The sequence below is a fragment of the Bradyrhizobium sp. USDA 4454 genome (assembly GCF_054822705.1).
Map to the genome: position 1 here is coordinate 7250140 of NZ_JBTRCN010000001.1, position 23948 is coordinate 7274087.

A 23948-nucleotide genomic window follows, 5' to 3' on the forward strand; every position below is an offset into this window, starting at 1 on the left:
CCGGCGCAAAAAAGCAGGGCGTGCCCGCCCAGCCGACCGCGCAGCGGAACGCCGATGGGCCTTAGCCCATCGCCTCCAGCTCGTCGATCATGCCGGCGATCACGGACAGGCCGCCGTCCCAGAATGTCGGATCCTTGGCGTCGAGCCCGAACGGCCGCAGCAGCTCGGAATAGTGCTTGGTGCCGCCGGCGGCGAGCATGTCGAGATAGCGCTCGGCGAAGCCCTCGGAGGCGTGCTCGTAGACCGCATAGAGCGAGTTCACCAGGCAGTCGCCGAACGCGTAGGCGTAGACATAGAACGGCGAGTGGATGAAGTGCGGGATGTACATCCAGAACGTCTCGTAGCCCGGCTTGATCTCGATCGCGGGGCCGAGGCTCTCGCCCTGCACGCTGAGCCAGAGCTGGCCGATCCGCTCGGCGGTGAGTTCGCCATTCTTGCGCTCGGTATGCACCGCGCGCTCGAACGAATAGAACGCGATCTGCCGCACCACCGTGTTGATCATGTCCTCGACCTTGCCCGCCAGCAGCGCCTGGCGCTGCTTGGCGTTTTTGGTCTGCGACAACAGCCGCTTGAAGGTCAGCATTTCGCCGAACACGCTGGCGGTCTCCGCCAGCGTCAGCGGCGTCGGCGCCATCAGCGCGCCGTTCTTCGCCGCCAGCACCTGATGCACGCCATGGCCGAGCTCGTGCGCCAGCGTCATCACGTCGCGCGGCTTGCCCTGGTAGTTCATCAGCACATAGGGATGCGCCGACGGCGTGGTCGGATGCGAGAACGCGCCGGGCGCCTTGCCGGGACGGACCGGCGCGTCGATCCAGCGATCGTCGAAGAAGCGCTCGGCGATCTCGGCCATCTTCGGCGAGAAGCCGTTATAGGCCGACAGCACCATGTTGCGCGCCTCGGGCCAGGCGATCGTGCCGGTCGCGGCGAACGGCAGCGGCGCGTTGCGGTCCCAGTGCGGCAGTTTCTTCTTCTTGAACCAGCCGGCCTTCAGCGCGTAATAGCGATGCGACAACTTCGGATAGGCCGCGCGCACCGAAGCCACCAGCGCATCGACAACCTCGCGCTCGACACGGTTGTTGAGATGGCGGGAATCCGCGACATCCTGAAAGCCGCGCCAGCGGTCGGAGATTTCCTTGTCCTTGGCGAGCGTGTTGGTGATCAGCGCGAAGGTGCGCTCATTGTCCTTGAAGGTCTTGGAAAGCGCCTGCGCCGCCGCCTTGCGCTTGTCGCCCGCCTTGTCCTGCAGCAGGTTCAGCGTCGGCTCGATCGCGAGCTCCTTGCCCGCGACCTTGAAGCGCAGGCCGGAGATGGTCTGGTCAAACAGCCGGTTCCAGGCCGCGTAGCCGCTCTGCGCCTTCTCGTGGAAGAGCTGCTCGACGCGATCCTCGAGCTGGTACGGCTTGTCCTTGCGCAGATCCTCGATCCACGGCCGGTAATGCCCGAGCTCCGGCTCGGCCATCGCGCGCTCGATCACGTCATCGTCAACCCGATTGAGCTCGAGCGAGAAGAACAGGAGATGCACCGAGGCGGCGGTCAGCCGCTCGGAAATATCGCCATAGAATTTCGAAATCGCGGGATCGACGCTGTCGCCGGCATGGATCAGGCCGGCATAGGAGCCGAGACGGCCGGCCAGGTCGTCGATCGCCTCATAGCGCCGGATCGCCTCGGCGAGCCACTTTCCGCCGCCTTCCTTGGCGGTATTTTCGGCCAGTTTGCCCTTGTAGTCGGTCTCAAACGCGACGCAATCTGCATCCATTTTCTGCAAGTCGCGTGCGACCTCCGGTGCGTCGATGCCGGCGTAAAGATCTGCCAGATTCCATTCCGGAAGCTTGCCGGTCTTGCTGGCTGCCTTTTTCGCCACCGGGCCAGCCGCAGTCGATTTGCGTTGGGCCGCCGACTTGCGCAGCGCGGCCTCCTTGCGGAGAGCAGCCTTGCTGGGAGCGGATTTGCTGGGAGCGGATTTGGAGGAGGCAGTTTTGGAGCGCGAGGTCATCTTGTTCGTAACCTTAGTTCAGTCGGAAAGATGTCGGCGGCGGCGGAATGAAGGCGGGTTTGCAAGGTTTAAGAGTGCGTTAATCGGCATCGGCGACAGTGCCCCGATTCGAGACAAATAATCGTAGCGTGCGGGGAAAACCATGGCTGCCACCATTTTGATCGCCGATGACGACGCAGTACAGCGTCGTTTGGTTGAAAACATGGTGCAGAAGTGCGGCTATGAGCCCCTCGTCGTGGACAGTGGCGACGCGGCGATAGCGGCCCTGACCGCATCCGAGACGCAGGCGATTGACGCCGTCGTGCTCGACCTCGTGATGCCGGGCCTCGACGGACTTGGAGTCCTCGCAAAGATTCGTGAAGCTGGTTTGACCGTTCCGGTCATCGTCCAGACCGCGCATGGCGGCATCGACAATGTGGTGTCGGCGATGCGCGCCGGTGCCCAAGATTTCGTCGTCAAGCCGGTCGGCTTCGAGCGGCTGCAGGTGTCGCTGCGCAACGCCCTCAACGCCTCGGCGCTGAAGGGCGAATTGCAGCGCATCCGCCACAGCCGCGAGGGCCGGCTGACCTTCTCCGACATCATCACCCGCAGCGAGGCGATGGCCGGCGTGCTGCGTACCGCGCAGAAGGCCGCATCCTCGACGATTCCCGTGCTGATCGAGGGCGAGTCCGGCGTCGGCAAGGAACTGTTCGCGCGCGCCATCCATGGCAGCAGCGAGCGCAAGGCCAAGCCGTTCGTCGCGGTGAACTGCGGCGCGATCCCCGACAATCTCGTCGAATCGATCCTGTTCGGCCACGAGAAGGGCGCCTTCACCGGCGCCACCGAGCGTCATCAGGGCAAGTTCGTCGAGGCCCATGGCGGCACGCTGTTCCTCGACGAGGTCGGCGAATTGCCGCTGGCCACACAGGTGAAACTCCTGCGCGCGCTGCAGGAAGGCACCGTCGAGGCGGTCGGCGGCCGCAAGCCGGTCAAGGTCGATGTCCGCATCATTTCGGCGACCAACCGCAGGCTGCTCGACCTCGTGAAGGCCGGCCAGTTCCGCGAGGACCTGTTCTATCGCCTGCACGTGCTGCCGCTGACCATCCCGGCGCTGCGGCAGCGGCGCGAAGACATTCCGCATCTGCTACGGCATTTCCTGGCGCGGTTCTGCGCCGAGGAGAACCGCAACATCACCGGCATCAGCGGCGATGCGATGGCCCATCTGTCCCAGCTCGATTGGCCGGGCAACATCCGTCAGCTTGAGAACACGGTGTATCGCGCCGTGGTGATGAGCGACGGCGACCAGCTCGGACTGGCCGATTTCCCGCAAGGGTCGGCGCATCCGGTGCCGGACAGCAAATCCTTGCAGGGCGAGCCGCTGGTGGTGTCGCCATCCACGGCACCCGCCATGATTCCTGGTAATGAAATACCGACACCAACCGTCCTTCCCACCGCCGGCGGTTTGTCGATGCTCAATGCCGCAGGCGAGGTCCGCCCGCTGGAAGATCTCGAGAACGAGATCATCCGCTTCGCGATTTCGCATTATCGCGGACAGATGTCGGAGGTCGCGCGCCGTCTCAAGATCGGCCGTTCGACCCTCTACCGCAAGCTCGACGAAGCTGCGGCGAGCACGCGCGCAAGCGACGCCACGTAGGTCGACCTGCTCCTTGGGACCGGCCAGACATACCAGGGAACCTTTTGAACCGTGTCGTGGCGGTGACAGACAAAGGCTGTGCCGCGTGGCAAAAACGCACAGCCCGCGAGAAATCAGCTGCTTCGGGGTCAGTTTGTCGTGAGTTGCCCCGCATGGCGCTGGCTGCATAAGAGGGGCAAATGTATCGTCTGCGTTCGTTGCGTGCAGGCGTGCGAGTCGATCGAGAAGCCGGCGCTTTCGCGCAAGCTATGAAACAATTCTGATTTGAACTGTTCCAGTTTGACCAAGGGCAGTTCCACCCAGGGGGTGTGACAATGCGTGACTGTTCGAACAACCGTCGGGGATTTGACCGCGTATTGACGGCCGTCGCGGCAACCTTCCTCACGGTGTCCGCGACCTCGGCCTTCGCGCAGGACACGCCCCGCTCCAGCACCTCCGAACTCGCGATCGACGCCGCGATCCCGCGTCCCGAGCCGGCCAATGTGCCGCCACCGACTGCAAGCGATTTCAAGGCCGACACCACTGCTGCGCTGCCCGACGCCGCCAAATCGGCCGACGTGAAGCCCGCCGACGTGCAGGCCACGGAGGCAAAACCGGTCGAGGCAAAGCCTGCCGACGCAAAGCCGGAGGAACCGGTCACGGCGAAGGCCGTCGAACCGAAGCCCGCCGATGTCGCAACGAAGCCTGCTGACGCTCCGAAGGCGGACGCACCGAAGTCCGACACCGCGGTCGCGCCATCTGCTACTCCGCCCGCGCCGGCCACCGCCACCGCGCCGTCTTCGAGCCCGGCGCCGGCAACGGCCACGGCGCCCGCCGCAGTACCTGCGCCCGCGACGGCAGCCGCTCCGGCGAGCGAGCCCGCGAAGGCCGCGAGCAATGTCGCTTCCGAGGATCAGCCGGTCGCCGACAGACTGCGCGAGCAGCTCGCCAGCAAGACCCTGCGTACCTTCGACCGCAAGAACGAGCGCGCCGCTGCCGAGAAGTTCTATTCGGCGCGAGACTATGCGCCTGTCTTCACCAAGGCGGGCAAGCTCACCGACACCGGCAAGGGCGTCATCGCCCGCCTGAAGGATGCCGCCGCCGACGGCCTCGATGCATCGGACTATCCGGTGCCGGATTTCGCCGCGGCGACCACGCCGGATGCGCTGGCCGACGCCGAGCTGAAGCTCGCCGCCAGCATGCTGGACTATGCGCGCCAGGCGCAGAGCGGTCGCATGCACTGGTCGCAGGTGTCGGCCGACATCCTCTACCCGGAGCATCCGACCGATCCGGCGGAAGTGTTCGCGAACGTGACCTCCGCCAAGGACGCCTCGGCCGCGCTCGACGGCTATAACCCGCCGCAGAAGCTCTACAAGGAGCTGAAGAAAAAGCTCGCCGAGCTGCGCGGCCAGGGCGACGGCCCGGTCATCACGATCGCGGACGGCCCGACGTTGAAGTACGTGCCGGCGCGCAAGAAGCAGGCCGCGGTCGAGATGGACGATCCGCGGGTGCCGGACCTGCGCAACAAGCTCGGCATCACCGAGGATGCCGGCAGCACCAAGTATGATGCGACGGTCGCGCGCGCGGTGGAGAAATTCCAGAGCAGCGTCGATCTCAAGCCGACCGGCGTGCTCGACGAGCGCACGGTCAAGGCGCTGAACAATCCGAAGCGCGATCGTCAGATCGACACCGTGCTCGTCAACATGGAACGCTGGCGCTGGCTGCCGCGCCAGCTCGGCGCCGCCAGCGTCGGCAACGCCTATGTGATCCTCAACATCCCCGACTACACACTGAAGGTGATGCAGAACGGCGCGCAGGTCTGGACCACGCGCGTCGTCACCGGCAAGCCCGGCCAGCACGCCACGCCGCTTCTGACCGAGACGATGAAGTACATCACGGTCAACCCGACCTGGAACGTGCCGCCGTCGATCATCTACAACGAGTATCTGCCGGCCCTGCAGCAGGATCCGACGGTGCTGCAGCGCATGGGCCTCAGGCTCGAGCACAACCGCGATGGCTCGATCCACATCTCGCAGCCGCCCGGTGAAGCCAACGCGCTCGGCCGCATCCGCTTCAATTTCCCGAACAAGTTCCTGGTCTATCAGCACGACACGCCGGACAAGTACCTATTCGCGAAGGACGAGCGCGCCTTCAGCCACGGCTGCATGCGCGTGCAGAACCCGGATCAGTACGCCTCCGTGCTGCTCAACATCACCGAGCCGAACCAGCATTACACGCCGGAGCGGATCCGCAGCATGTACGGCTCGAGCGAAGTCGACCTGAAATTCCCGACGCCGATCCCGGTCAACATCACCTACCAGACCGCGTTCGTGGACGATGCCGGCAAGCTGCAGATCCGCCGGGACGTCTACGGCCGCGACGCCACCATGCTGTCGCTGCTCAAGAACAGCCGCGGCAAAGATCTCGAGACGGTGGTGGCACACGCCCAGCCGAGCTATTCGCGGCCGCCGAGCAGCAGCCTGCCTCCGGGCGTCAATGTCGCCGGCAACAACAGCGGCTTTGGCTCCTCAGGACCGAACTTCTTCGAGCGCCTGTTCGGAGGATTCGGACAGCCGGAGCCGCAGCCGGTCCGCCGCGGCCAGGCCCAGCAGCAGCGCCGGGTGATCACCCGCTAATCTCCCTCTCGGTCCGATTGGCCTAAATTTTGAAGTAAAATCAACGATCTCGCTCAAAAAAGCGAGATCGTTTACGTTAACCATTTCCGGTGCCCGCCGGGGAACATGGCTATCTTTTGCCACAGTCCCCCAGTTAGTTAAGCCTAACTTGGGGGCGGGTCGGTAAACCTCGGTTAACCGTCCCGCTTTAAGAAAGCGTTCACCGTCTTTCGCGGGGGGTCTGCGAAAGGTGCCGACCGAACGCTCGTCGACTTGGGTGGGCTCATAGTGCTGGCTGTCCTCGCACGCCGCTACAATCTGCTGTCACTACCTAAGGCCGGGTACCAAGTCGGCCTGACCGCGCTATTGCTGTTGGCAGGCGCGGGATCGGTGCACGACGCGACAGCGCTGAACCAGACCCGCACCCTCTCGTTCCACCACACCCATTCCAACGAAGACCTCACCATCACCTTCAAGCGCGATGGCCGTTACGACGAAGCCGCGCTGAAGCAGCTCAATCACTTCCTGCGCGACTGGCGCTCCCAGGACGAGACGGTGATGGACCGTCATTTGTTCGATATCCTCTGGGAGGTCTACAACGATGTCGGCGGCAAGCAGCCGATCCAGATCATCTCCGCCTATCGCGCGCCCGCTACCAACGCCATGCTCCGCCGCCGCTCCTCGGGCGTTGCGCGCCACAGCCAGCACATGCTGGGGCATGCGATGGACTTCTTCATTCCGGGCGTGCCGCTGGAGCAGATCCGTTACGCCGGCCTGCGCCTGCAGCGCGGCGGCGTCGGCTTCTATCCGACCTCCGGCTCGCCATTCGTGCATCTCGACACCGGCGGCATTCGCCACTGGCCGCGCATGACCCGCGAGCAGCTGGTCCGGGTGTTCCCCGACGGCCGCACCGTCCATGTCCCGACCGACGGCACGCCGCTGAAGGGCTATGAACTCGCCAAGGCCGACATCGAGCGCCGCAGCAACGGCGACGATGCCGCTGTGATCAGCAAGCCCAGCCTGTTCGCGAAGCTATTCGGCGGTGGCAAGTCGAGTGACGATGAAGACGAAGGCGGCGCTGCCGTGAACGACAAGCCCGCCGCCAATACCGTGGTTGCGGCCGCAGCGCCCGCCAAACCCGCCGACACCAAATCCGCCGATCCGATTCCGCTGCCGCGCGCCAAGCCGCAGCAGTTCGCGGCCGCGATCCAGCTCGCCGCCGCCGACGCGCAGATCGTCCCGATGCCGAAGGCCAAGCCGGCCGTGGAAGTGGTGCAGACGGCCGAGAATACCGCGCCGCAATCGCCCGCCGATATCATCAATGCCCGCGGCTTCTGGGGTGACGACGCCGCGCCGAAGCAGGCATCGGACGCACAGATCGCCGCGCTGAAGGCCCGTGAATCGGTCGGCGGCGCCGATCCGCAGACCACCGCCAGCGCGACCCAGAACTTCAACAAGGCGCTGGCCTATGCGCCGGCCGCGTCCTCGCCGGTCGATCGCGCCAACATCGTCGCCGCAACGGCGCCGATCCCGCGCAATATGCGCCCGACCCGCAATGCGGCGGCGCCGGCCACCGAAATCAACACCGTCGTTGCCAAGGGCACACCGGGCGTGATCACCACGTCGGCGCGCATCTCCGCCGCCAAGGGCAACGACATCTGGATGCGCGTGGTAATGCTGGCGCCGAGCGCAAGCACCGGCATGCTGACCACGGTGCTCGGCGACACCGACATGAACATGATGCGGGCCCACTTCGTGAAGCCGCAGGCAGCCGTCGCGATGACCTTCTCGGAAGACCCGATGATGGGTATGACCTGCGACCGTTTCTCGGGTTCAGCGACCACGCTCCTGACCACCCAATCCTTCGTGCTGCGCACCGCCTCGCTGCGCTGACCTTTCCCCCGGATGCCCTCCAAGGCCTGATGAGATCAGGTTCAGCTGCAACGGCCTCGAAGGTTCACCTCTCCCTTGGGAGAGGTCGATTTGCGCTGCAAATCGGAGGTTACGGTCCATCGAGAGAGCAAGAGCCCTCATCCGGATTGCTTTGCAATCCGACCTCTCCCCGACGGGAGAGGTGAACCAAGGCCGCGCCAAGCCGGTCCAACCAAAACTCATCCCTCTTTAATCCAGCCGGTCAGGCCGGTAATCCTGCCTTGAGCAGGCCGGCCTCATAGCGCGCCCGGTCGGGTTCGCGCTTGTAGTGCTGGGTTGAAAGATGCGCAGCGACTGTGAAGGCCGGCTCGCGCTTCAGCACCTCGGCGGCATGCGCCGAGGCCGCAACCGAATTGCCCATCTGCGCCAGGGTCGCCGCCAGGAAGGCGTGATGGGTGTGGTCGGGCCGCGTGATCCGCGAGAACGCCTCGGCCGCGTCGGCGTATTTCTCGGCGCAATAGCAGGCCCGGCCGAGATGGTTCCAGAACCGCTCCGGATGGAACGGATTGAGCCGCATCGCCCGCTTGATCCAGTCGATGCCCTCCTCCGGCCGCCCGAGCCAGGTCAGGAGCTCGCCCTGCTGCACGACGACGAGGTCGTAGTTCGGATTGAGCGCGAGCGCGCGTTCCTGGTGGAACATTGCCTTGTCATGGTCGTCGCGGTTGAGGTTCAGCGCGGCGAGGATCCGGTGCACGTCGCTGTCATTGTCGTCGAGCTTGAGCGCGATCTCGAGCTCCGACGCCACCTGCGCGAAGGTCGCGTCGCGGTCTTCGCACCAATTGTAGACCCAGGTCTGCCCGAGCACGCAGGCGCGCCAGGCGTGGGCGTGGGCATAGTTGGGATCAAGCAGGATGGCCCGCTCCAGCAACCGCTGTGCCTCCATATTGTCGTCCCGAGCGGAGCGGTGATGCAACACCTTGGCGGCGAGCACGCACTCATAGGCGGCCATGTTGTCGGTCGGCTTACGCTTGACGCGGTCATGGGCGGCGGCTTCGACCCGCCCCGGCAAGGTCGACACGATCGCGCGCGTCATCTCGTCCTGGATGGCGAAGATATCGGCAAGCTCGCGGTCATAGCGCTCGGCCCAGACGTGCCGGTCGGCCTCGGCATCGATCAGCTGCACGGTCACGCGGATCCGGCCGCCGGCCTTGCGCACGCTGCCCTCCAGCACGTAGTCGACCGCGAATTCCTTCGCGACGTCCTGCACCTTCACGGCCTTGCCCTTGTACACGAAGGTCGAGTTGCGCGAGATCACGAGCAGATCGTGGAAGCGCGACAGCTCGGTGATAATGTCCTCGGTAAGACCGTCGGCGAAGAACTCCTGCTCGGGATCGCCGCTCATGTTGGCGAGCGGCAGCACCGCAATCGAAGGCTTCTTGGCGACGACGGAGGTCGCTGTTGCGCTCTTCGCCTGCTCGGGAGTGCTCCCCGAATCCGATTCGAAGTGGATGCGGAAGACCCTGATCGGGCGCGCGATGTTCTTGACGGTCTGATCGCCGAGATCCTCGAAGCTGAGGTCTTCCAGGCGATCGCCGACCTGATCGCGGACCGCGCCGGAAATGCAGATACCTCCGGGTTCGGCCAGCGTCTCCAGGCGGGACGCGACATTGACGCCGTCGCCGAAGATATCGGCGCCGTCGACGATCACATCGCCAAGGTTGACGCCGATACGAAACTGCATCCAGCGCGCCGGCGCGACGTCGGTGTTGCGCTTGGCCATCCGGCGCTGGACCTCGGCCGCGCACAGCACCGCGTCGACGACGCTGTGGAATTCGACCAGCAAGCCGTCGCCGGTGGTCTTGATGATGCGGCCGCGATTTTTGGCAATAGCCGGATCGATCAACTCGATCCGATGGGTCTTCAGACGCGCAAGGGTACCCGTCTCGTCAGCCTCCATGAGTCGGCTAAAGCCGACCATGTCGGCGGCGAGGACCGCAGCGAGCCGGCGCTCTGGTCCTGGCACGTCCATGTGAACGATCTGCCTGGGTACCTCGCGCGCAGTCTAGCAAATCCCGGGATGTCGCCAAGCCATATCTCCAGGCCCGCCGCCATGGCGTGGACAGGCCCGGTCAGCAATCAAGCGGAGCGACGGCGCCGCGAAGGTCGGCGAAAGTCTCCGTCGATCTGGAGCGGATGCACTGCGGCGGATTCCGTGTATGATCGCGGCTCGAATCCAGGTGAGTGGCCTTGTCAAACGCGACTGTTCTTGCCTTTGCACTCGTTGCGTTCGTCGGCATCGCGACTCCCGGCCCGACGGTCCTGCTCGCCCTGGCGAACGGTTCTCGCTTCGGATTGCGCCGCGCCTGTGCCGGGATGTTTGGCGCGATCGTCTCTGATTTCGTACTGATCGGCGCGGTCGCGGTCGGTCTCGGCGCGTTGCTCGCCGCGTCAGAACTCTGCTTCGTTGTCATCAAATGGATCGGCGTCGCCTATCTGGCTTTCCTCGGCGCCATGCTGCTACGTTCAAAGGGCAGCCTCGACCAATCATTGCGCACCACGGAGCCCGGCCGCCATGCATCGGCCCGGTCGATCTTTCTCAAGAGCTTCCTGGTGGCCGTGACAAATCCAAAGGGCTATTTGTTCTTTTCGGCCTTTCTTCCCCAATTTATCGATCCCACATCACCTCAGATCGGGCAGTATGCGCTGCTTGCCCTGGTATTTGCCGCGCTGGATTTCATCGTGATGTTCGGCTACGCGCTGCTGGGCTCGCGCGCCGTGAAGGTCCTGCAAAGGTCGGGAGCGCTGTGGCTCGACCGAATCTGCGGCGGCGCGCTGCTCGCGCTCGCCGGATCGCTGGCCCTGTATCGTCGCGCAGGCACGTAGGACGGCGCGGCGTGCGATATCAGCGCGTCCCTCGGCTGGGCGTGCGAAGGACAATCCCAGCCAGCAGCTCCGCGCGCCCGACTGTCCAGAACTGAATGGCCGCCTGCCGGCCTCAGAGCATCCCGAGCGCCTGCATATAGGTCTCCAGGATTGTTTCCTGCTCCTGGCGCTCATTGGCATCCTGCTTGCGCAGCCGCACGATGGTGCGCAGCGCCTTGACGTCGAAGCCGTTGCCCTTGGCCTCGGCATAGACGTCGCGGATGTCGTCCGAGATGGTCTTCTTTTCTTCTTCGAGCCGCTCGATGCGCTCGATGATGGACCTGAGCTGGTCCTTGGCGAAGCGCGTTGCGGGCTCGTCCTGAACGGCGGCAGATGCGGTGGCCATCGCGTACTCCTGAAATGGCATTTGAAACGTCGCGCGAATACGCGCCACGCGCACCGCTTGCTGCGGGCGACCCTCGATTTTAGCGCGCGTTCCGTCAAGGAAACATCGCGCTCATCCACAGCGCGCCCACAGGAGATGCGGATCGCCACGGAACAATTGTCATTCGGGGGCGTCCGAAGGACGAACCCGGAATCTCGAAATTCCCCGGGGCGCAATTGCGACCCTGAGGTTCGATGCTCCCGCATCGCCCCGGAATGACGTTGCTGGGTTTGCTTAATGCCCGCTTTGGGCCTTCTTCATCGCCACAAGCTGCTCCGGCGTGGCGCTGCCCTGATACTTGGCCTTCCATTCCTCGTAGGGCATGCCGTAGACCGCCTCGCGGCTCTCGTCCTTGCTCACCGCAAGGCCCTTGGCGTCGGCCTCTTCCTTCATCCAGTTGGACAGGCAATTGCGGCAGAAGCCGGCCAGATTCATCAGGTCGATGTTCTGCACATCGGTCCGGTTGCGCAGATGATCGACGAGGCGCCGGAACACCGCGGCCTCTAGTTCTGTTCTGGTTTTGTCGTCAATGCTCATGATTGTGATCCCGATGAATGGCGCTCACCATGTTGATATCAGGTGGGAATTGTCACAGATTTTGCCATATCCGCGCGCAATACGGGCCGGTCCGGCCACCCCTGCCATGGGCCCACGGCGTGGGAGATGGGCGCCCGCCCGTTGATAGTGCCTGCCCGGCACGCGAAATCGTCAATGATTTGATATAGCTTCGCCGCATGAGCCCAATAGATTCTCTCGCCTCAGTTCCCCGCGCCATCCGACTGATGCTCGCCGGCCTCCTGCCGGTGCTGGCGCTTTTCGCGGCATGCCTGTGGACGAGCCCGGCGGCGGCCGATTTCCGGCTCTGCAACAATACGTCGAGCCGGGTCGGGATCGCGCTCGGCTACAAGGACGCCGAGGGCTGGACCACCGAAGGCTGGTGGAACGTGTCGTCGCGGACCTGCGAGACCCTGCTGCGCGGCAACCTTGTCGCGCGCTATTACTACATCTACGCTCTTGACTACGATCGCGGCGGCGAATGGTCCGGCCAGGCCTTCATGTGCTCGCGCGACAAGGAATTCACCATCAAGGGTACCGAGAATTGCCTAGCCCGCGGTTTTGACCGCACCGGCTTCTTCGAGGTCGACACCGGCGAGCAGCGTGCATGGACCGTCCAACTGACCGAAGCCAACGAACAACAGCCGCAGAAAGTACCGGGAATGCCGGGCGGCGTGGCCCCGGGAAGCCCCGGCGCGATGCCGGGCCTGCCCAACCCGCCACCGGGCGCAGCGCCTCCGGGCGCGTCTGGTCTGCCACCAGCCGCACCACCCGGAAACAAACCATGAGACGACTGCGCCGAATCAAGATCCTTGCAACGCTCGGACCGGCCTCCTCAGACAGCGCGATGATCCGCAAGCTGTTCGAGGCGGGCGCCGACGTGTTCCGCATCAACATGAGTCACACCCCGCATGACAAGATGCGGGAGCTGGTCAAGACCATCCGCAATGTCGAATCGAGCTACGGCCGGCCGATCGGCATCCTGGTCGACCTGCAGGGGCCGAAGCTGCGGCTCGGCGCCTTCGCGGAAGGCTCGACCCAGCTCAAGAACGGCCAGAGCTTCGTTCTGGATTCCGACAAGACGCCGGGCGACAACAGCCGCGTCCAGCTACCGCATCCGGAAATCCTCGCAGCGCTCCGTCCCGGCCACGCGCTGCTGCTCGACGACGGCAAGGTGCGGCTGATCGCCGAGGAGACCTCGTCCGACCGCGCGGTGACGCGCGTGGTGATCGGCGGCAAGATGTCGGACCGCAAGGGCGTCAGCCTGCCCGACACCGATCTGCCGGTCTCGGCGATGACCCCGAAGGACCGCGCCGATCTCGAAGCCGCGCTGCCGGAGGGGATCGACTGGGTCGCACTGTCCTTTGTGCAGCGGGCCGAGGACGTGCTCGAGGCCAAGAAGATGATCCGCGGCCGCGCCGCCGTGATGGCCAAGATCGAGAAGCCGCAGGCGATCGACCGCCTCGCCGACATCATCGATGCATCGGATGCGCTGATGGTGGCGCGCGGCGATCTCGGCGTCGAGCTGCCGCTGGAGCGGGTGCCGAGCCTGCAGAAGCAGATGACCCGGATGGCGCGCCGCGCCGGCAAGCCGGTGGTGGTCGCGACCCAGATGCTGGAGTCGATGATCCAGGCCCCGGTGCCGACCCGCGCCGAGGTCTCCGACGTCGCCACTGCCGTGTACGAAGGCGCCGATGCCATCATGCTGTCGGCGGAATCCGCCGCCGGCAAATTCCCCGTGGAAGCGGTCTCGACCATGAACCGCATCGGCGAGGAAGTGGAGCGCGACCCGACCTATCGCGGCGTGCTCAACGCGCAGCGCGCCGATCCGGAGCCGACGGTGGGCGACGCCATTGCCGATGCCGCGCGGCAGATCGCCGAGACGCTGGATCTATCGGCGATCATCTGCTGGACGTCGTCGGGCTCGACCGCAATCCGGGTGGCGCGCGAGCGCCCGAAGGTACCGGTGGTCGCGATCACGCCGAATCTCGTCACCGGTCGCAAGCTGGCCGTCGTATGGGGCGTGCATTGCGTGGTCGCCGAGGATGCGCACGATCTCGACGACATGGTCGACCGCGCCGGCTCGATTGCCTTCCGCGACGGCTTCGCCAGGGCCGGCCAGCGCGTCATCATCGTCGCCGGCGTGCCGCTGCGCGCGCCCGGCACCACCAACATGCTGCGCATCGCCTCGGTCGGTCCGAGCGGCGACGCGCAAGCCTGACGATCAGGCCGCCACGTCCGGCTAAAGCGCGATCATCGCGCTTTAGCTCTTTGCTTGAGCACGATCTTTTCGGAAAACCGCGTCGCACTTTTCCGGATCATGCTTTAGAGCGATCAGCCCTGCAACGACGCGTCGAGCGTGATCTTGGTGTTGAGCAATTTCGACACGGGGCACCCGGCCTTGGCCTTGCCCGCCAGTTCCTGGAATGCCGCGTTATCGGCGCCCGGGATCTTCGCCGACAGCGTCAGGTGCACGGCGGTGATGGCGAAGCCGTCGGCGACCTTCTCCAGCGTCACGTCGGCCTTGGTCTCCATGTGTTCGGCGGTGAGCTTGGCTTCGCCGAGGATCAGCGACAGCGCCATCGTGAAGCAGGCGGCATGCGCCGCACCGATCAATTCTTCGGGGTTCGAACCCGGCTTGCCCTCGAAGCGGCTGGCGAAGCCATAGGGGTAATCCGCGAGCGCGCCGCTCTTGGTCGAGATCGCGCCCTTGCCGTCCTTGATGCCGCCCTGCCATTTGGCCGAGCCATGGGTCGTCGTCATGTTGTTGCTCCCTGAGATGGGTTGAACCCAGCCACAAGCTTACAACGCCAATGCGACGGAAGCGTTCGCCGCGCGCTTGGATGCTAGAGCATGATCCGGAAAAGTGGAAACCGGTTTTCCGAAAAGATCATGCTCAAACAAAGAGATGAGATCATGATGCGATTCCGTGTAAACGCATCATGATCTAAGCGCCGACCAGCGCCTTTGCCGGGGTGGTCGCCTGCACCACGAGACCACGCGCGCGCGCGTCCATCACGCCGACCGCGCGCAGCGCAAGCAGCGTCACGGTCTGCACCGCATCACGCAGCTTGATCGGATCGTCGAGATTGCTTGGTGCCAGCGGGCCGACCAGCGCCTCGTGCAGCGCGCCGAGCAAGGCGGTGGCGGCGAGCGCGGTATCCTGCGCCGGCAGATGGCCGGCGCGCACGGCGGCATCGATGCGGGTGGCGAGTTCGCCGGAGATATCGCGGCGGCTCGCCAGGCGCGAGGCGGTGACGTCGACATCGACAGGCTCGGCCAAGATGCCCCAGGCGAGCTTGCGTTGCGACAGCACGTGGGTCGCAATCGTCGTCACCGCGGCGGCCAGCGCCGATGAGGGCCCTGGTGCGGCATCGGCGGCGCGTCGAATCGCCGTCAGCTCGTCGCGCGAGACCTCCGTGATCAGTTCCGAGATCAACTCGGCCTTCGACGGGAAGTAGCGATAGACGGTGCCTGCCGCGACATTGGCCCGCACCGCGACCGGTGCAATCTGGACCGCCGCCATGCCGCCCGCCGCTGCCGCGTCGCGTGCAGCCGACAGGATGGCGCTCCGTCGAGCAGCCAGCCGTTTCACAACCTGATGAGTTCGCCGATAGACCATGGCGTTCCGTCCCCCACCGTGCGCCCCAACCGGCGCCCACCGGCAGAACACACGCGACTTCAATGTTTTGTACGATTGATCCCGCAAACGCGTGAAGAAGTGAACAACTATTCAGACTGAATGACAAGCTGGAATTGCAAGGATTTTGCGACAGCCTCGGTTCCACCTCCGATTGAGCCGGGCCGCTGCGGCCAGAGCGCCAGCCGGCCGGGGCCGGACCGACGACGGGCCTAGGTTTTCGATGGTGAATGGCCAGCTAACCAGATCGCTCGAGTCGAGCCGTCCGGTGGCCCGCGATGTCGCGGCCGCATTTACCCGATTTTATCGGAAGCCGTGGTCGAGTGCGCACCAGGCGTCACGCGTGGCGTTGCCTCTCGATGTCTCCGACCGAAACCCGAAAGCGCATGTCACTCTCCATCGCCAGCAGCGTGACCAGCCGCAATGCGGCGCGCGGATTGCTGCCGCTCTGCGCTGCCGTCGGCGCCTATCTGTTCTATCTCTCGGCCGGCGAGATCCAGCTGCGCGACACTGACACGATGTGGCAGATCAGGGTCGGACAGTGGATCCTCGAGCACGGCGCGATGCCGACCACTGACGTGTTTTCGTTCACCCGTTTCGGTGAGCCCTGGATTTCGAGCTCGTGGCTGTCGCAGGTGGCCTATGCCCTCGTGTATGGCGGCAATTGGGCCGGGCCGGTGATCCTGACCTCGATCGCGATCGGTGCGACGGTTGCGGTCTTCCTGCATCTGCTGAGCCCGTATTTCGATCCGGCGCGCGCACTGCTGATCGCGGCGCTGGCGCTATTGTTGTCGACGATCCACTTCCTGGCGCGGCCGCACATGCTGGCGTTGCCGGTGTTGCTGGCGTTCGTCGGCGGACTGCTTGTGGCCGCGGATCGCCGCACCTCACCGTCATGGTGGCTGCTGCCGCTGATGACGCTGTGGGCCAATCTGCACGGCGGCTTCGTTCTCGGCCTGGCGCTGATCGGACCGATCGGACTGGAAGCTATCTGGAATGCTGAGCCAGGCCGCCGCCGTCAGCTCATCGTGCGATGGGGACTGTTCGGCGTCGCGGCAATCGCCGCCAGCTGTGTGACTCCGTATGGCTGGAACAGCCTGCTCGGCGCGACCAAGATCCTCAGCCTTGGCAAGCTGCTGACGCTGATCGGCGAATGGAAGCCCGCGGATTTCAGCAAGCCCAGTTTCTTCGAGGCCACGCTGCTCGGCCTGATCGGCCTGATCTGCTATCGCAGGCTGACGCTGTCGGTGCCGCGGATCCTGCTGCTACTCGGCCTGATCTGGATGGCGCTGAGCCATGTCCGCAACATCGAGGTGTTCGCGTTCATCGCGCCATTGGTGCTCGCCAAGCCGATATCAGAACAATGGGGGACGGCAGGCGCTCCCGCCTCCCGCTTCGAGCAAACCCGCTCGCTCCCAACCGTCACGATCCTGGCTGCGATCGCGATGGTGATCGGCGCGTGGGTGACGACGACGGCCTTCGTCGCGCAGCATCAGTTCAAGTTCCTGCCGATGTTCTCGCCGGTTGCCGCGGTCGACGTGCTGCAGCAGCACAAGGCAGAGCGCGTGTTCAGCACGGCGCCGTTCGGCGGCTACATGGTGAGCCGCGACATGAAGGTGTTCATCGACGGCCGCGCCGAGCTCTATGGCGAGCAATTCGTGCTCGACTATTACGACGCGCTCGATGCCCGTGACGTCGGCCAGCTCTTGGCCCTGCTCGACAAATACCGCATCGACGCCACGCTGCTGAGCTCGGACTCGCCGGCCGGAAATGCACTGGATCACCTCAAGGGCTGGAAGCGGCTCTACAAGGACGACGTCGCCGTCATCCATGTGCGATCGGACGAGAGGGCCGACGCAGCGCAGGCGGCTGCAGGTTCGAAGTAGGCTGCGCCAGAGCGTTTCTCTGAATCGCAGCGACGCCATCTGTTCCGTCATCCTGAGGAGCCTGCGCAGCAGGCGTCTCGAAGGATGTACGGCCCGGCCGGTGGCCGTCGATCCTTCGAGACGCGCGCGAGAGCGCGCTCCTCAGGATGACGGGTTTAGGCCCGGGATCGGTCTCAGCTCAATTCCCCGTCTGCAGCTCGCCGAAGCGGTCCCAGGTCTTGCCGTTGAAGCGCATCAGCTGCATCTGGTCGACCGGCACGTGGTCGGACGGCGAGGTGTTGACCTTGATGCCCGGCAGCAGCATCGGCAGCTCCAGCTGCTTGATCGCGAACGCCTGCCGCAGGATGTTCTCGGTCGAGAGATCGTCGCCGCAGGCCTTCAGCACGGCCTCGAGCGCCATCGCGCTGTTGTAGGCGTTGACATAGTTGGTGTCGTGCTGATCGCTGTCGGGCAAATATCTGGTCATGAAGTCGCGCCATCCCTTCATGCCGGGATCGTCCTTCCAGGCCGGATCGTCAGGATCCTTCACATAGGCGGTCGAGATGATGCCGGTCCCGGCTTCCAAGCCGGCCGGCTGCATCACGGTCGAAATCCACACCGCGGTGTTGGACAGGAAGGTCATCGGCCGCCAGCCGATCTCATAGGCCTTGCGGATCGACTGCGCCGCGAATTTCGGCGTCGCCGCGATCACGAAGACGTCGGCATTGGTCGCCTTCAGCTTGACGATCTGCGAGTCGATCGTCGGGTCCGATATCTCGTAGGTCGCAACCGTGACGACAGAATCATATTTCTCGCCGAGCACGTCCTTGAGGCCCGCGAGATAGTCGCGGCCGTAATCGTCGTTCTGCGAGATCACCGCGAATCTCGCATTCGGATTCTTCGCCAGCGCATAGCGCGCGTAAAGCCGCGCCTCGTAGCGGAACGGCGCCTGCACGCCCATGGTCGCCTGCGGGAATTGCGCGATGTCGCCGAATTTCGAGGCCCCGGAGGCCAGAAACAGCTGCGGGATATTCTTGCCCTGCAGGTACTTTGCGATCGCGGTGTTGTGTGCGGTGCCGATCGAGGAGAAGATCAGCGCCACCTCGTCGCTCTCGACGAGGCGGCGGGTCTGCTCCACCGTCTTCGGCGGCGCGTAGGAATCGTCGAGCGAGATGAAGTTGATCTTGCGGCCATTGATGCCGCCACGCTCGTTCAGCATCCTGAAATAGCCGGCCTCGCCCTTGCCGAGCGCCCCGAACGCCGACACCGGCCCGCTATAGGGCATGGTCTGGCCGATCCTGATTTCGGTTGATGTGACGCCGCGCATCTCGGCGGCGAACGAAACGGCGGGCAACAGCAGGAATGAAATGGCGCCAAGCGCGCCGAATGCCTTGCGCATCGGCCTCCCCCCCCCCTTTTTCTGCCGCGCGTCCAGGACGACGCGGCGGTGCCGTTTGACGGCTTGGCGCGAGGATGCCACGGGGTTTATCCGAATGCCAATAGCGACGACGTGGTAGGGGGCAAGGCGAAGCGTGCCCACCCTGACGCACAGCGCTCTGGATGATGGGCACGGCGCAAGCGCGCCTTTGCCCACCCTACATTATGTCGGGCGTTTGCCGCGCTCCTTGACGGGGATCACGAATTTCAGTCCCGACCATGTGGCATCCACGGCGCAGACCTTGATGTCGACCAGGCCGGAGGCAAGCCCGGCCTTGCGGACCGCAATGTCGGTGAGATCGGTCACGAGGCCCGAGCTCTTCTTCGGCCAGGACACCCAAATCATGCCATCGGGCGCGATCGCCTCCCGGTAACGCTCAAGCTTGGTGGCGAGGCCCCTGGCCTCGGCGGCGAACAGATGCACCACATCGAGCGGCGCCCGCGCGGTCTTCACGATCCGTACATCGGCGGGCAGTTGGCCGACGATGTCGGAATAGGGCACGGACAAGCCGTCGACAAAAATGCAAAAGCCCGGCTTGAGGCCGAGCTTTTGCACAATCGGTTTGCCGGAATAGCCGGCCATGGCAGGCGAGGCTTACGCCTGCGGCTGCGGCTCCAGGCCGGTGTCCGGATCGGGACGCGGGCGCGGCTTGCCGGCCGGCGGCACGGCGGAGGCGCGCGGAGTCGACGGCTCCAGCACCGACTCGCGGTTGGGCTTCTTGCCCTTCAAGAGGTCCGTGATCTCGTCGCCGGTCAGCGTCTCGAACTCGAGCAGGCCCTTGGCGAGCGTTTCGAGATCCTCGTGCTTCTCGGTCAGGATCCGGGTCGCTTCCTTGTAGCCTTCCTCGACCAGGCGCTTGATCTCGGAGTCGATCTTCTGGACCGTCGCCTCGGACGCATTTTGCGTGCGCGAGACCGACATGCCCAAGAACACCTCGTCCTGGTTCTCGCCATAGGAAACGGTGCCGAGCTCCTCCGAAAGGCCCCAGCGCGTCACCATCATGCGAGCCAGACGGGTCGCCTGCTCGATGTCGGAAGCGGCACCCGAGGTCACCTTCTCGCGACCGAAGATCAGCTCTTCCGCGACGCGGCCACCCATCATGATGGCGAGGCGCGAGGTCATCTGCTCCAGCGACATCGACAGCTTGTCGCGCTCCGGCAGCTGCATCACCATGCCCAGCGCACGGCCGCGCGGAATGATGGTCGCCTTGTGGATCGGATCGGTCGCGACGACGTTGAGGCCGACGATGGCGTGGCCGCCCTCGTGATAGGCCGTCAGCAGCTTCTCTTCCTCGGTCATGACAAGCGACTTGCGCTCGGCGCCCATCATCACCTTGTCCTTGGCCTCTTCGAACTCGGCCTGCGTCACCATCCGCTTGTTGCGGCGGGCGGCGGTCAGCGCAGCCTCGTTGACGAGGTTCATCAGGTCGGCGCCGGAGAAGCCCGGGGTGCCGCGCGCGATGGTCTTGAGGTTGATATCCGGCGCCAGCGGCACCTTGCGGACGTGCACCTTGAGGATCTGCTCGCGGCCGACGACGTCCGGATTGGGCACCACGACCTGACGGTCGAAGCGGCCGGGACGCAACAGCGCGGGATCGAGCACGTCGGGACGGTTGGTCGCCGCGATCAGGATCACGCCTTCATTGGCCTCGAAGCCGTCCATCTCGACCAGCAACTGGTTCAGCGTCTGCTCGCGCTCGTCATTGCCGCCGCCGAGACCGGCGCCGCGATGACGGCCGACCGCATCGATTTCGTCGATGAAGATGATGCAGGGCGCGTTCTTCTTGGCCTGCTCGAACATGTCGCGGACGCGGCTCGCACCGACGCCGACGAACATTTCGACGAAGTCAGAACCGGAGATGGTGAAGAACGGCACGTTGGCTTCGCCCGCCACCGCGCGCGCGATCAGCGTCTTGCCGGTGCCGGGGGGGCCGACCAGCAGCACGCCGCGCGGAATGCGTCCGCCGAGCCGCTGGAATTTGCCGGGATCACGGAGGAATTCGACGATCTCCTGCAGGTCCTGCTTGGCCTCGTCGACGCCGGCAACGTCCTCGAAGGTGACGCGGCCATGCGCTTCGGTCAGCATCTTGGCGCGCGACTTGCCGAAGCCCATCGCCTTGCCGGCGCCGCCCTGCATCTGTCGCGACAGGAATATCCAGACGCCGATCAGCGCGATGAACGGCAACCAGGAGACGAGCAGCGAAACGAACCACGGCACGTTGTCGCCGGGCGCCTTCGCGGAGATCTGCACCTTGGCGTCATAGAGCCGCTTCACGAGCGTCGGATCGCTCGGCGCGTAGGTCTGGAAGCTGGTGCCGTTGTTGAAGGTGCCGTGAATATCCGGCCCCTGAATCACGACGTCGCGGACATGGCCCTGATCGACTTCAGTCAGAAGCTGCGAGAACGAGATCTCCGAGGACGACGAGCGCTGGCCGGGATTCTGGAAAAGCGTGAACAACGCCAGCAGCAGCAGGACAATGATGACCCAGAGGGCGAAATTCCGCAGATTGGCGTTCATGGTCTTCCTTCGTGGTCGCGCGGATCGCGGCCTCTCTCTATCCTTGGGCAGGCTCTGTGGGAATCCCCAGGGAATCCATCCCGTGATGGCATACAATCTAGGTGCCGCAGGGGTCGATGCCAAGGGAACTGCGCACGACTATTTACCGCATCCTAGCCCGATTCCCGGTCAAAAAATGACGCAGAATCCGGTGTTTTTCCGGGGTGGTTAAGCCACCCTGCCCGATTATGACAGCGATTGAACCATTCAAACGCGGCCTAGCCGGAACGCCCTCGGCGGGGCGGCGCCGGGCTGATCCTGATACGGCCGGAGGCGACGCTGATGACCGCTCCGGCAAGGGTCTGTTTCAGCCTGAATTCGCGTTGTCCTGAGGCCCCGTTCAAGGCCTGATCGACGGCCGCGAGCAGGGTTTCCACCTTGCCGAGTTCGGCCGGCCCCTCATGTCCGGTGCGGTCGATGGCGCGCTTCAGCAGGCGGAGCCGAATTTCGTCGGGCATCACCGCGAACAGTGCAGCGTCGTAACCGGCACCAGGGTTATCCTCGCTTTTCAACGCAAGATAGCGCTCGGCGCCGTCGACCAGCACCTCCAGTGCGGCGTTGGCGCGCGCGATCCGCGCGGCAAGCCGCGCCAGGTTCCGCGCATCACCGCCCTCCTCCGCCAGCAGCGGCATCAGTGCGCGCAGCCGTGGCCGCGTGAAGGACGCATCGCGGTTGGTCGGATCGTCGACAAAGCCGATCCGCGCTTTCTTCAACGTTGCGATCAGTCGCGCCTTGGAGATATCGAGCAGCGGCCGCGTCAGCACAACGCCGTCGCGCTCGGTCTCGCGCGCCATCGCCGAAAGGCCCGCGACGCCGCTGCCACGCAGCATCCGCATCAACAGCGTCTCGGCCTGGTCGTCACGGGTGTGCGCGGTCAGAATGTGCGTGGCGCCATGCTTGCGCGCGGCTTGCGCGAGCAGGCGATAGCGCGCCTCGCGCGCGGCTGCCGGCACGCCGGTCACGGGCTTCGGCCCGTTCCAGCGCAACGTGTGATGCGGCAGGTCGAGGCGGCACGCGAGGCGCTTGACGTCGCGCGCCTCGCGTGCCGCTTCCGGACGCAGGCCGTGATCGACGGTGACCGCCACCAGATATGGTCCTCGCGTCAGCGCACGGCGCCAGCGCGCGACGAGCCACATCAGCGCGACTGAATCGGGACCGCCGGACACCGCGAGCACAATCGCCGGCGCAGACGCAAGGCCTGCGAACAAGCGCTTGGCGTCCTTGGCCGAGATGGCGGTTTGGTCGTCGGGCATCGCAGAACCAGCATGTCGCGGAAAGGCCGGAAGCGGCCTTCCGTTGCTGGTTTAGCACTTCACGCGCTTCTGCTCGCGGTCAACCGCGGCTTTGACCCCGCCGGACGCGCGCGGGTATTTCCGCGTGATCTCGCCGAACGCCGCGCAGGCGGCCTCCTTCTCCTTCAGCGCCGCCAGCGACTGGCCGAGCCGCAGCAGGGCGTCGGGCGCCTTCGCGGACTTGTCGTATTTGGTGGTCACGCCGAGGAAGGTTTCCGCCGCGTCGCGATATTGCTGACGCTGGAAATAGCTTTCGCCAAGCCAGTATTGCGAGTCCGCCACCAGCGGATCGCTCGGATATTTCTGCGCGAAGTTCTTCATGGTCTCTTCGGCGAGCGCATAGTCCTTGCGCTGCATGTAGCCGATGCCGAGATCGAACTCGTCCTTCGACGTCGCCGACGGCGGCAATGTGGTCAGCGCCGCGCTCGCGCCGGGGGCGCGCTGCGGGCTGGTATCGCCGAGATTGAGCGGTTCGCCCGCGCCGCGGCCGCCCGGCGCACCTCCCGCCGCATCGCCTGGCATCGGCATCTGGCCGCCGCCGAGCGCGCGCGGCGCGCCCGGGGCATTCGGGTTCTGATTCGGATCGAAGGCGTCGCCGCGACTGCGGCGGCCGGGAGAAGCTGCCGGCGCCGGCTCCTGCACGATCGGTACAGGCGCGGCGATCTGCTGCTGGTCATAGCCGCCCTGCGGCTGCCGGCCATAGCCTTGCTGCGGCTGGCTGTAGCCGGGCTGAGCTTGCGGGTAGGCCTGCGGCTGTTGCGCCGGCGGCACCGCCGCGACGTTGGGCTGGGCGGCCGGAGCCTGTCCGGGAGCGCCGGGCGGCTGGCCGCCAAGCTGGCGCAGCCGCTCCTCGAGCTGGCGGTTGCGGTACTGCAGCTCCTCGTTCTGGCCGGTCAGCTGCCGCAGCTGATTTTCGAGCCGCTCGATCCGCATCTCCGCATCGGAATCGTCGGATTGGGCAAACACCGGTGTTGAAACGGCGAATAGCGCCGCGATCGCTGCGGCGGAAGAAAGAAAATGAAGCCTGGATGACATTTTGCCCTGACGACGACATCGACGTGAAAAGCGAGCGACATTGAGGGACGGAGTACGCCGGAATTGTGACTGGCCGTTCAAATCCGCTACAGCGTCGCGGACACCGGTTTAGTACGGACGCGGGAACAAGCAAACGGCCAATTGCGCGCAGCTTCGTTCATCTTGATG

At 65.0% G+C, this 23948-nt stretch carries 18 protein-coding genes; 7 read left to right on the forward strand and 11 right to left on the reverse strand.

Features of this window, described 5'->3' with window-relative positions; translation table 11 throughout:
* Positions 1-61: 61 nt before the first annotated feature.
* A complete protein-coding gene (locus ACVIW0_RS33785) occupies positions 62-1993 on the reverse strand; it encodes a M3 family oligoendopeptidase (protein ID WP_461356282.1) in 1932 nt (643 codons plus the stop codon).
* Between the two features lie 142 nt (positions 1994-2135).
* Here ACVIW0_RS33785 and ACVIW0_RS33790 point away from each other — a divergent pair, with 142 nt between their 5' ends.
* The 3 genes from ACVIW0_RS33790 (at position 2136) to ACVIW0_RS33800 (ending at position 8113) form a co-directional block, all read left to right on the forward strand.
* On the forward strand, positions 2136-3626 hold the full coding sequence (locus ACVIW0_RS33790) for a sigma-54-dependent transcriptional regulator (protein WP_461356283.1): 1491 nt from the start codon (positions 2136-2138) through the stop codon (positions 3624-3626).
* Between the two features lie 314 nt (positions 3627-3940).
* Positions 3941-6241: a L,D-transpeptidase family protein gene (locus ACVIW0_RS33795; protein ID WP_461356284.1), complete on the forward strand. Its 2301-nt coding sequence runs from the start codon at positions 3941-3943 to the stop codon at positions 6239-6241.
* A 267-nt stretch (positions 6242-6508) separates the two neighbouring features.
* Positions 6509-8113, forward strand: coding sequence for a DUF882 domain-containing protein (locus ACVIW0_RS33800; protein ID WP_461356285.1), 1605 nt, complete (start codon positions 6509-6511; stop codon positions 8111-8113).
* Positions 8114-8354: 241 nt separating this feature from the next.
* Here ACVIW0_RS33800 and ACVIW0_RS33805 read toward each other — a convergent pair whose 3' ends face one another.
* A complete protein-coding gene (locus ACVIW0_RS33805; protein WP_461356286.1) occupies positions 8355-10121 on the reverse strand; it encodes an adenylate/guanylate cyclase domain-containing protein in 1767 nt (588 codons plus the stop codon).
* 218 nt (positions 10122-10339) lie between these two features.
* Here ACVIW0_RS33805 and ACVIW0_RS33810 point away from each other — a divergent pair, with 218 nt between their 5' ends.
* Complete coding sequence (locus ACVIW0_RS33810; RefSeq protein ID WP_461356287.1) at positions 10340-10975, forward strand: LysE family translocator; 636 nt, start codon at positions 10340-10342, stop codon at positions 10973-10975.
* Between the two features lie 112 nt (positions 10976-11087).
* On the opposite strand, the gene ACVIW0_RS33815 is transcribed toward ACVIW0_RS33810, so the two are convergent.
* Positions 11088-11360, reverse strand: coding sequence for a DUF2312 domain-containing protein (locus tag ACVIW0_RS33815; protein WP_212016808.1), 273 nt, complete (start codon positions 11358-11360; stop codon positions 11088-11090).
* Between the two features lie 273 nt (positions 11361-11633).
* Positions 11634-11936 (reverse strand): DUF1244 domain-containing protein, encoded by a 303-nt coding sequence (locus tag ACVIW0_RS33820; RefSeq protein ID WP_461356288.1) that lies wholly within the window; start codon positions 11934-11936, stop codon positions 11634-11636.
* Positions 11937-12181: 245 nt separating this feature from the next.
* On the opposite strand from ACVIW0_RS33820, the gene ACVIW0_RS33825 reads away from it, so the two are divergent.
* Both ACVIW0_RS33825 and pyk read left to right on the forward strand, forming a co-directional pair.
* Positions 12182-12742, forward strand: coding sequence for a DUF1036 domain-containing protein (locus ACVIW0_RS33825; protein ID WP_461356289.1), 561 nt, complete (start codon positions 12182-12184; stop codon positions 12740-12742).
* Positions 12739-14175 (forward strand): pyruvate kinase, encoded by a 1437-nt coding sequence (gene pyk, locus ACVIW0_RS33830; RefSeq protein ID WP_461356290.1) that lies wholly within the window; start codon positions 12739-12741, stop codon positions 14173-14175. The genes ACVIW0_RS33825 and pyk overlap by 4 nt, the downstream gene beginning before the upstream one ends.
* A gap of 113 nt (positions 14176-14288) precedes the next feature.
* Here the strand turns inward: pyk and ACVIW0_RS33835 are convergent, their stop codons facing one another.
* Together ACVIW0_RS33835 and ACVIW0_RS33840 are read right to left on the reverse strand one after the other, a co-directional pair.
* Positions 14289-14717 (reverse strand): OsmC family protein, encoded by a 429-nt coding sequence (locus ACVIW0_RS33835; RefSeq protein ID WP_128971061.1) that lies wholly within the window; start codon positions 14715-14717, stop codon positions 14289-14291.
* A gap of 184 nt (positions 14718-14901) precedes the next feature.
* A complete protein-coding gene (locus ACVIW0_RS33840; protein ID WP_461356291.1) occupies positions 14902-15576 on the reverse strand; it encodes a TetR/AcrR family transcriptional regulator in 675 nt (224 codons plus the stop codon).
* 404 nt (positions 15577-15980) lie between these two features.
* Here ACVIW0_RS33840 and ACVIW0_RS33845 point away from each other — a divergent pair, with 404 nt between their 5' ends.
* Positions 15981-17480 (forward strand): hypothetical protein, encoded by a 1500-nt coding sequence (locus ACVIW0_RS33845; protein ID WP_461356292.1) that lies wholly within the window; start codon positions 15981-15983, stop codon positions 17478-17480.
* A gap of 178 nt (positions 17481-17658) precedes the next feature.
* Here the strand turns inward: ACVIW0_RS33845 and ACVIW0_RS33850 are convergent, their stop codons facing one another.
* The 5 genes from ACVIW0_RS33850 to ybgF all read right to left on the reverse strand — a co-directional run bounded on the left by ACVIW0_RS33850 (position 17659) and on the right by ybgF (position 23780).
* Positions 17659-18858 carry an ABC transporter substrate-binding protein gene (locus ACVIW0_RS33850; protein ID WP_461356293.1) on the reverse strand — a complete coding sequence of 400 codons (1200 nt, stop codon included), beginning with the start codon at positions 18856-18858 and terminating at the stop codon, positions 17659-17661.
* Between the two features lie 201 nt (positions 18859-19059).
* Complete coding sequence (locus ACVIW0_RS33855) at positions 19060-19479, reverse strand: DUF3052 domain-containing protein (RefSeq protein ID WP_461356294.1); 420 nt, start codon at positions 19477-19479, stop codon at positions 19060-19062.
* A 12-nt stretch (positions 19480-19491) separates the two neighbouring features.
* Positions 19492-21414, reverse strand: coding sequence for an ATP-dependent zinc metalloprotease FtsH (gene ftsH / locus ACVIW0_RS33860; protein WP_461356295.1), 1923 nt, complete (start codon positions 21412-21414; stop codon positions 19492-19494).
* Between the two features lie 257 nt (positions 21415-21671).
* Positions 21672-22706: a tRNA lysidine(34) synthetase TilS gene (gene tilS / locus ACVIW0_RS33865; protein ID WP_461356296.1), complete on the reverse strand. Its 1035-nt coding sequence runs from the start codon at positions 22704-22706 to the stop codon at positions 21672-21674.
* A 51-nt stretch (positions 22707-22757) separates the two neighbouring features.
* Entirely contained in the window at positions 22758-23780 is a 1023-nt protein-coding gene (gene ybgF / locus ACVIW0_RS33870; protein ID WP_461356297.1) for a tol-pal system protein YbgF, read from the reverse strand.
* Positions 23781-23948: the final 168 nt, after the last annotated feature.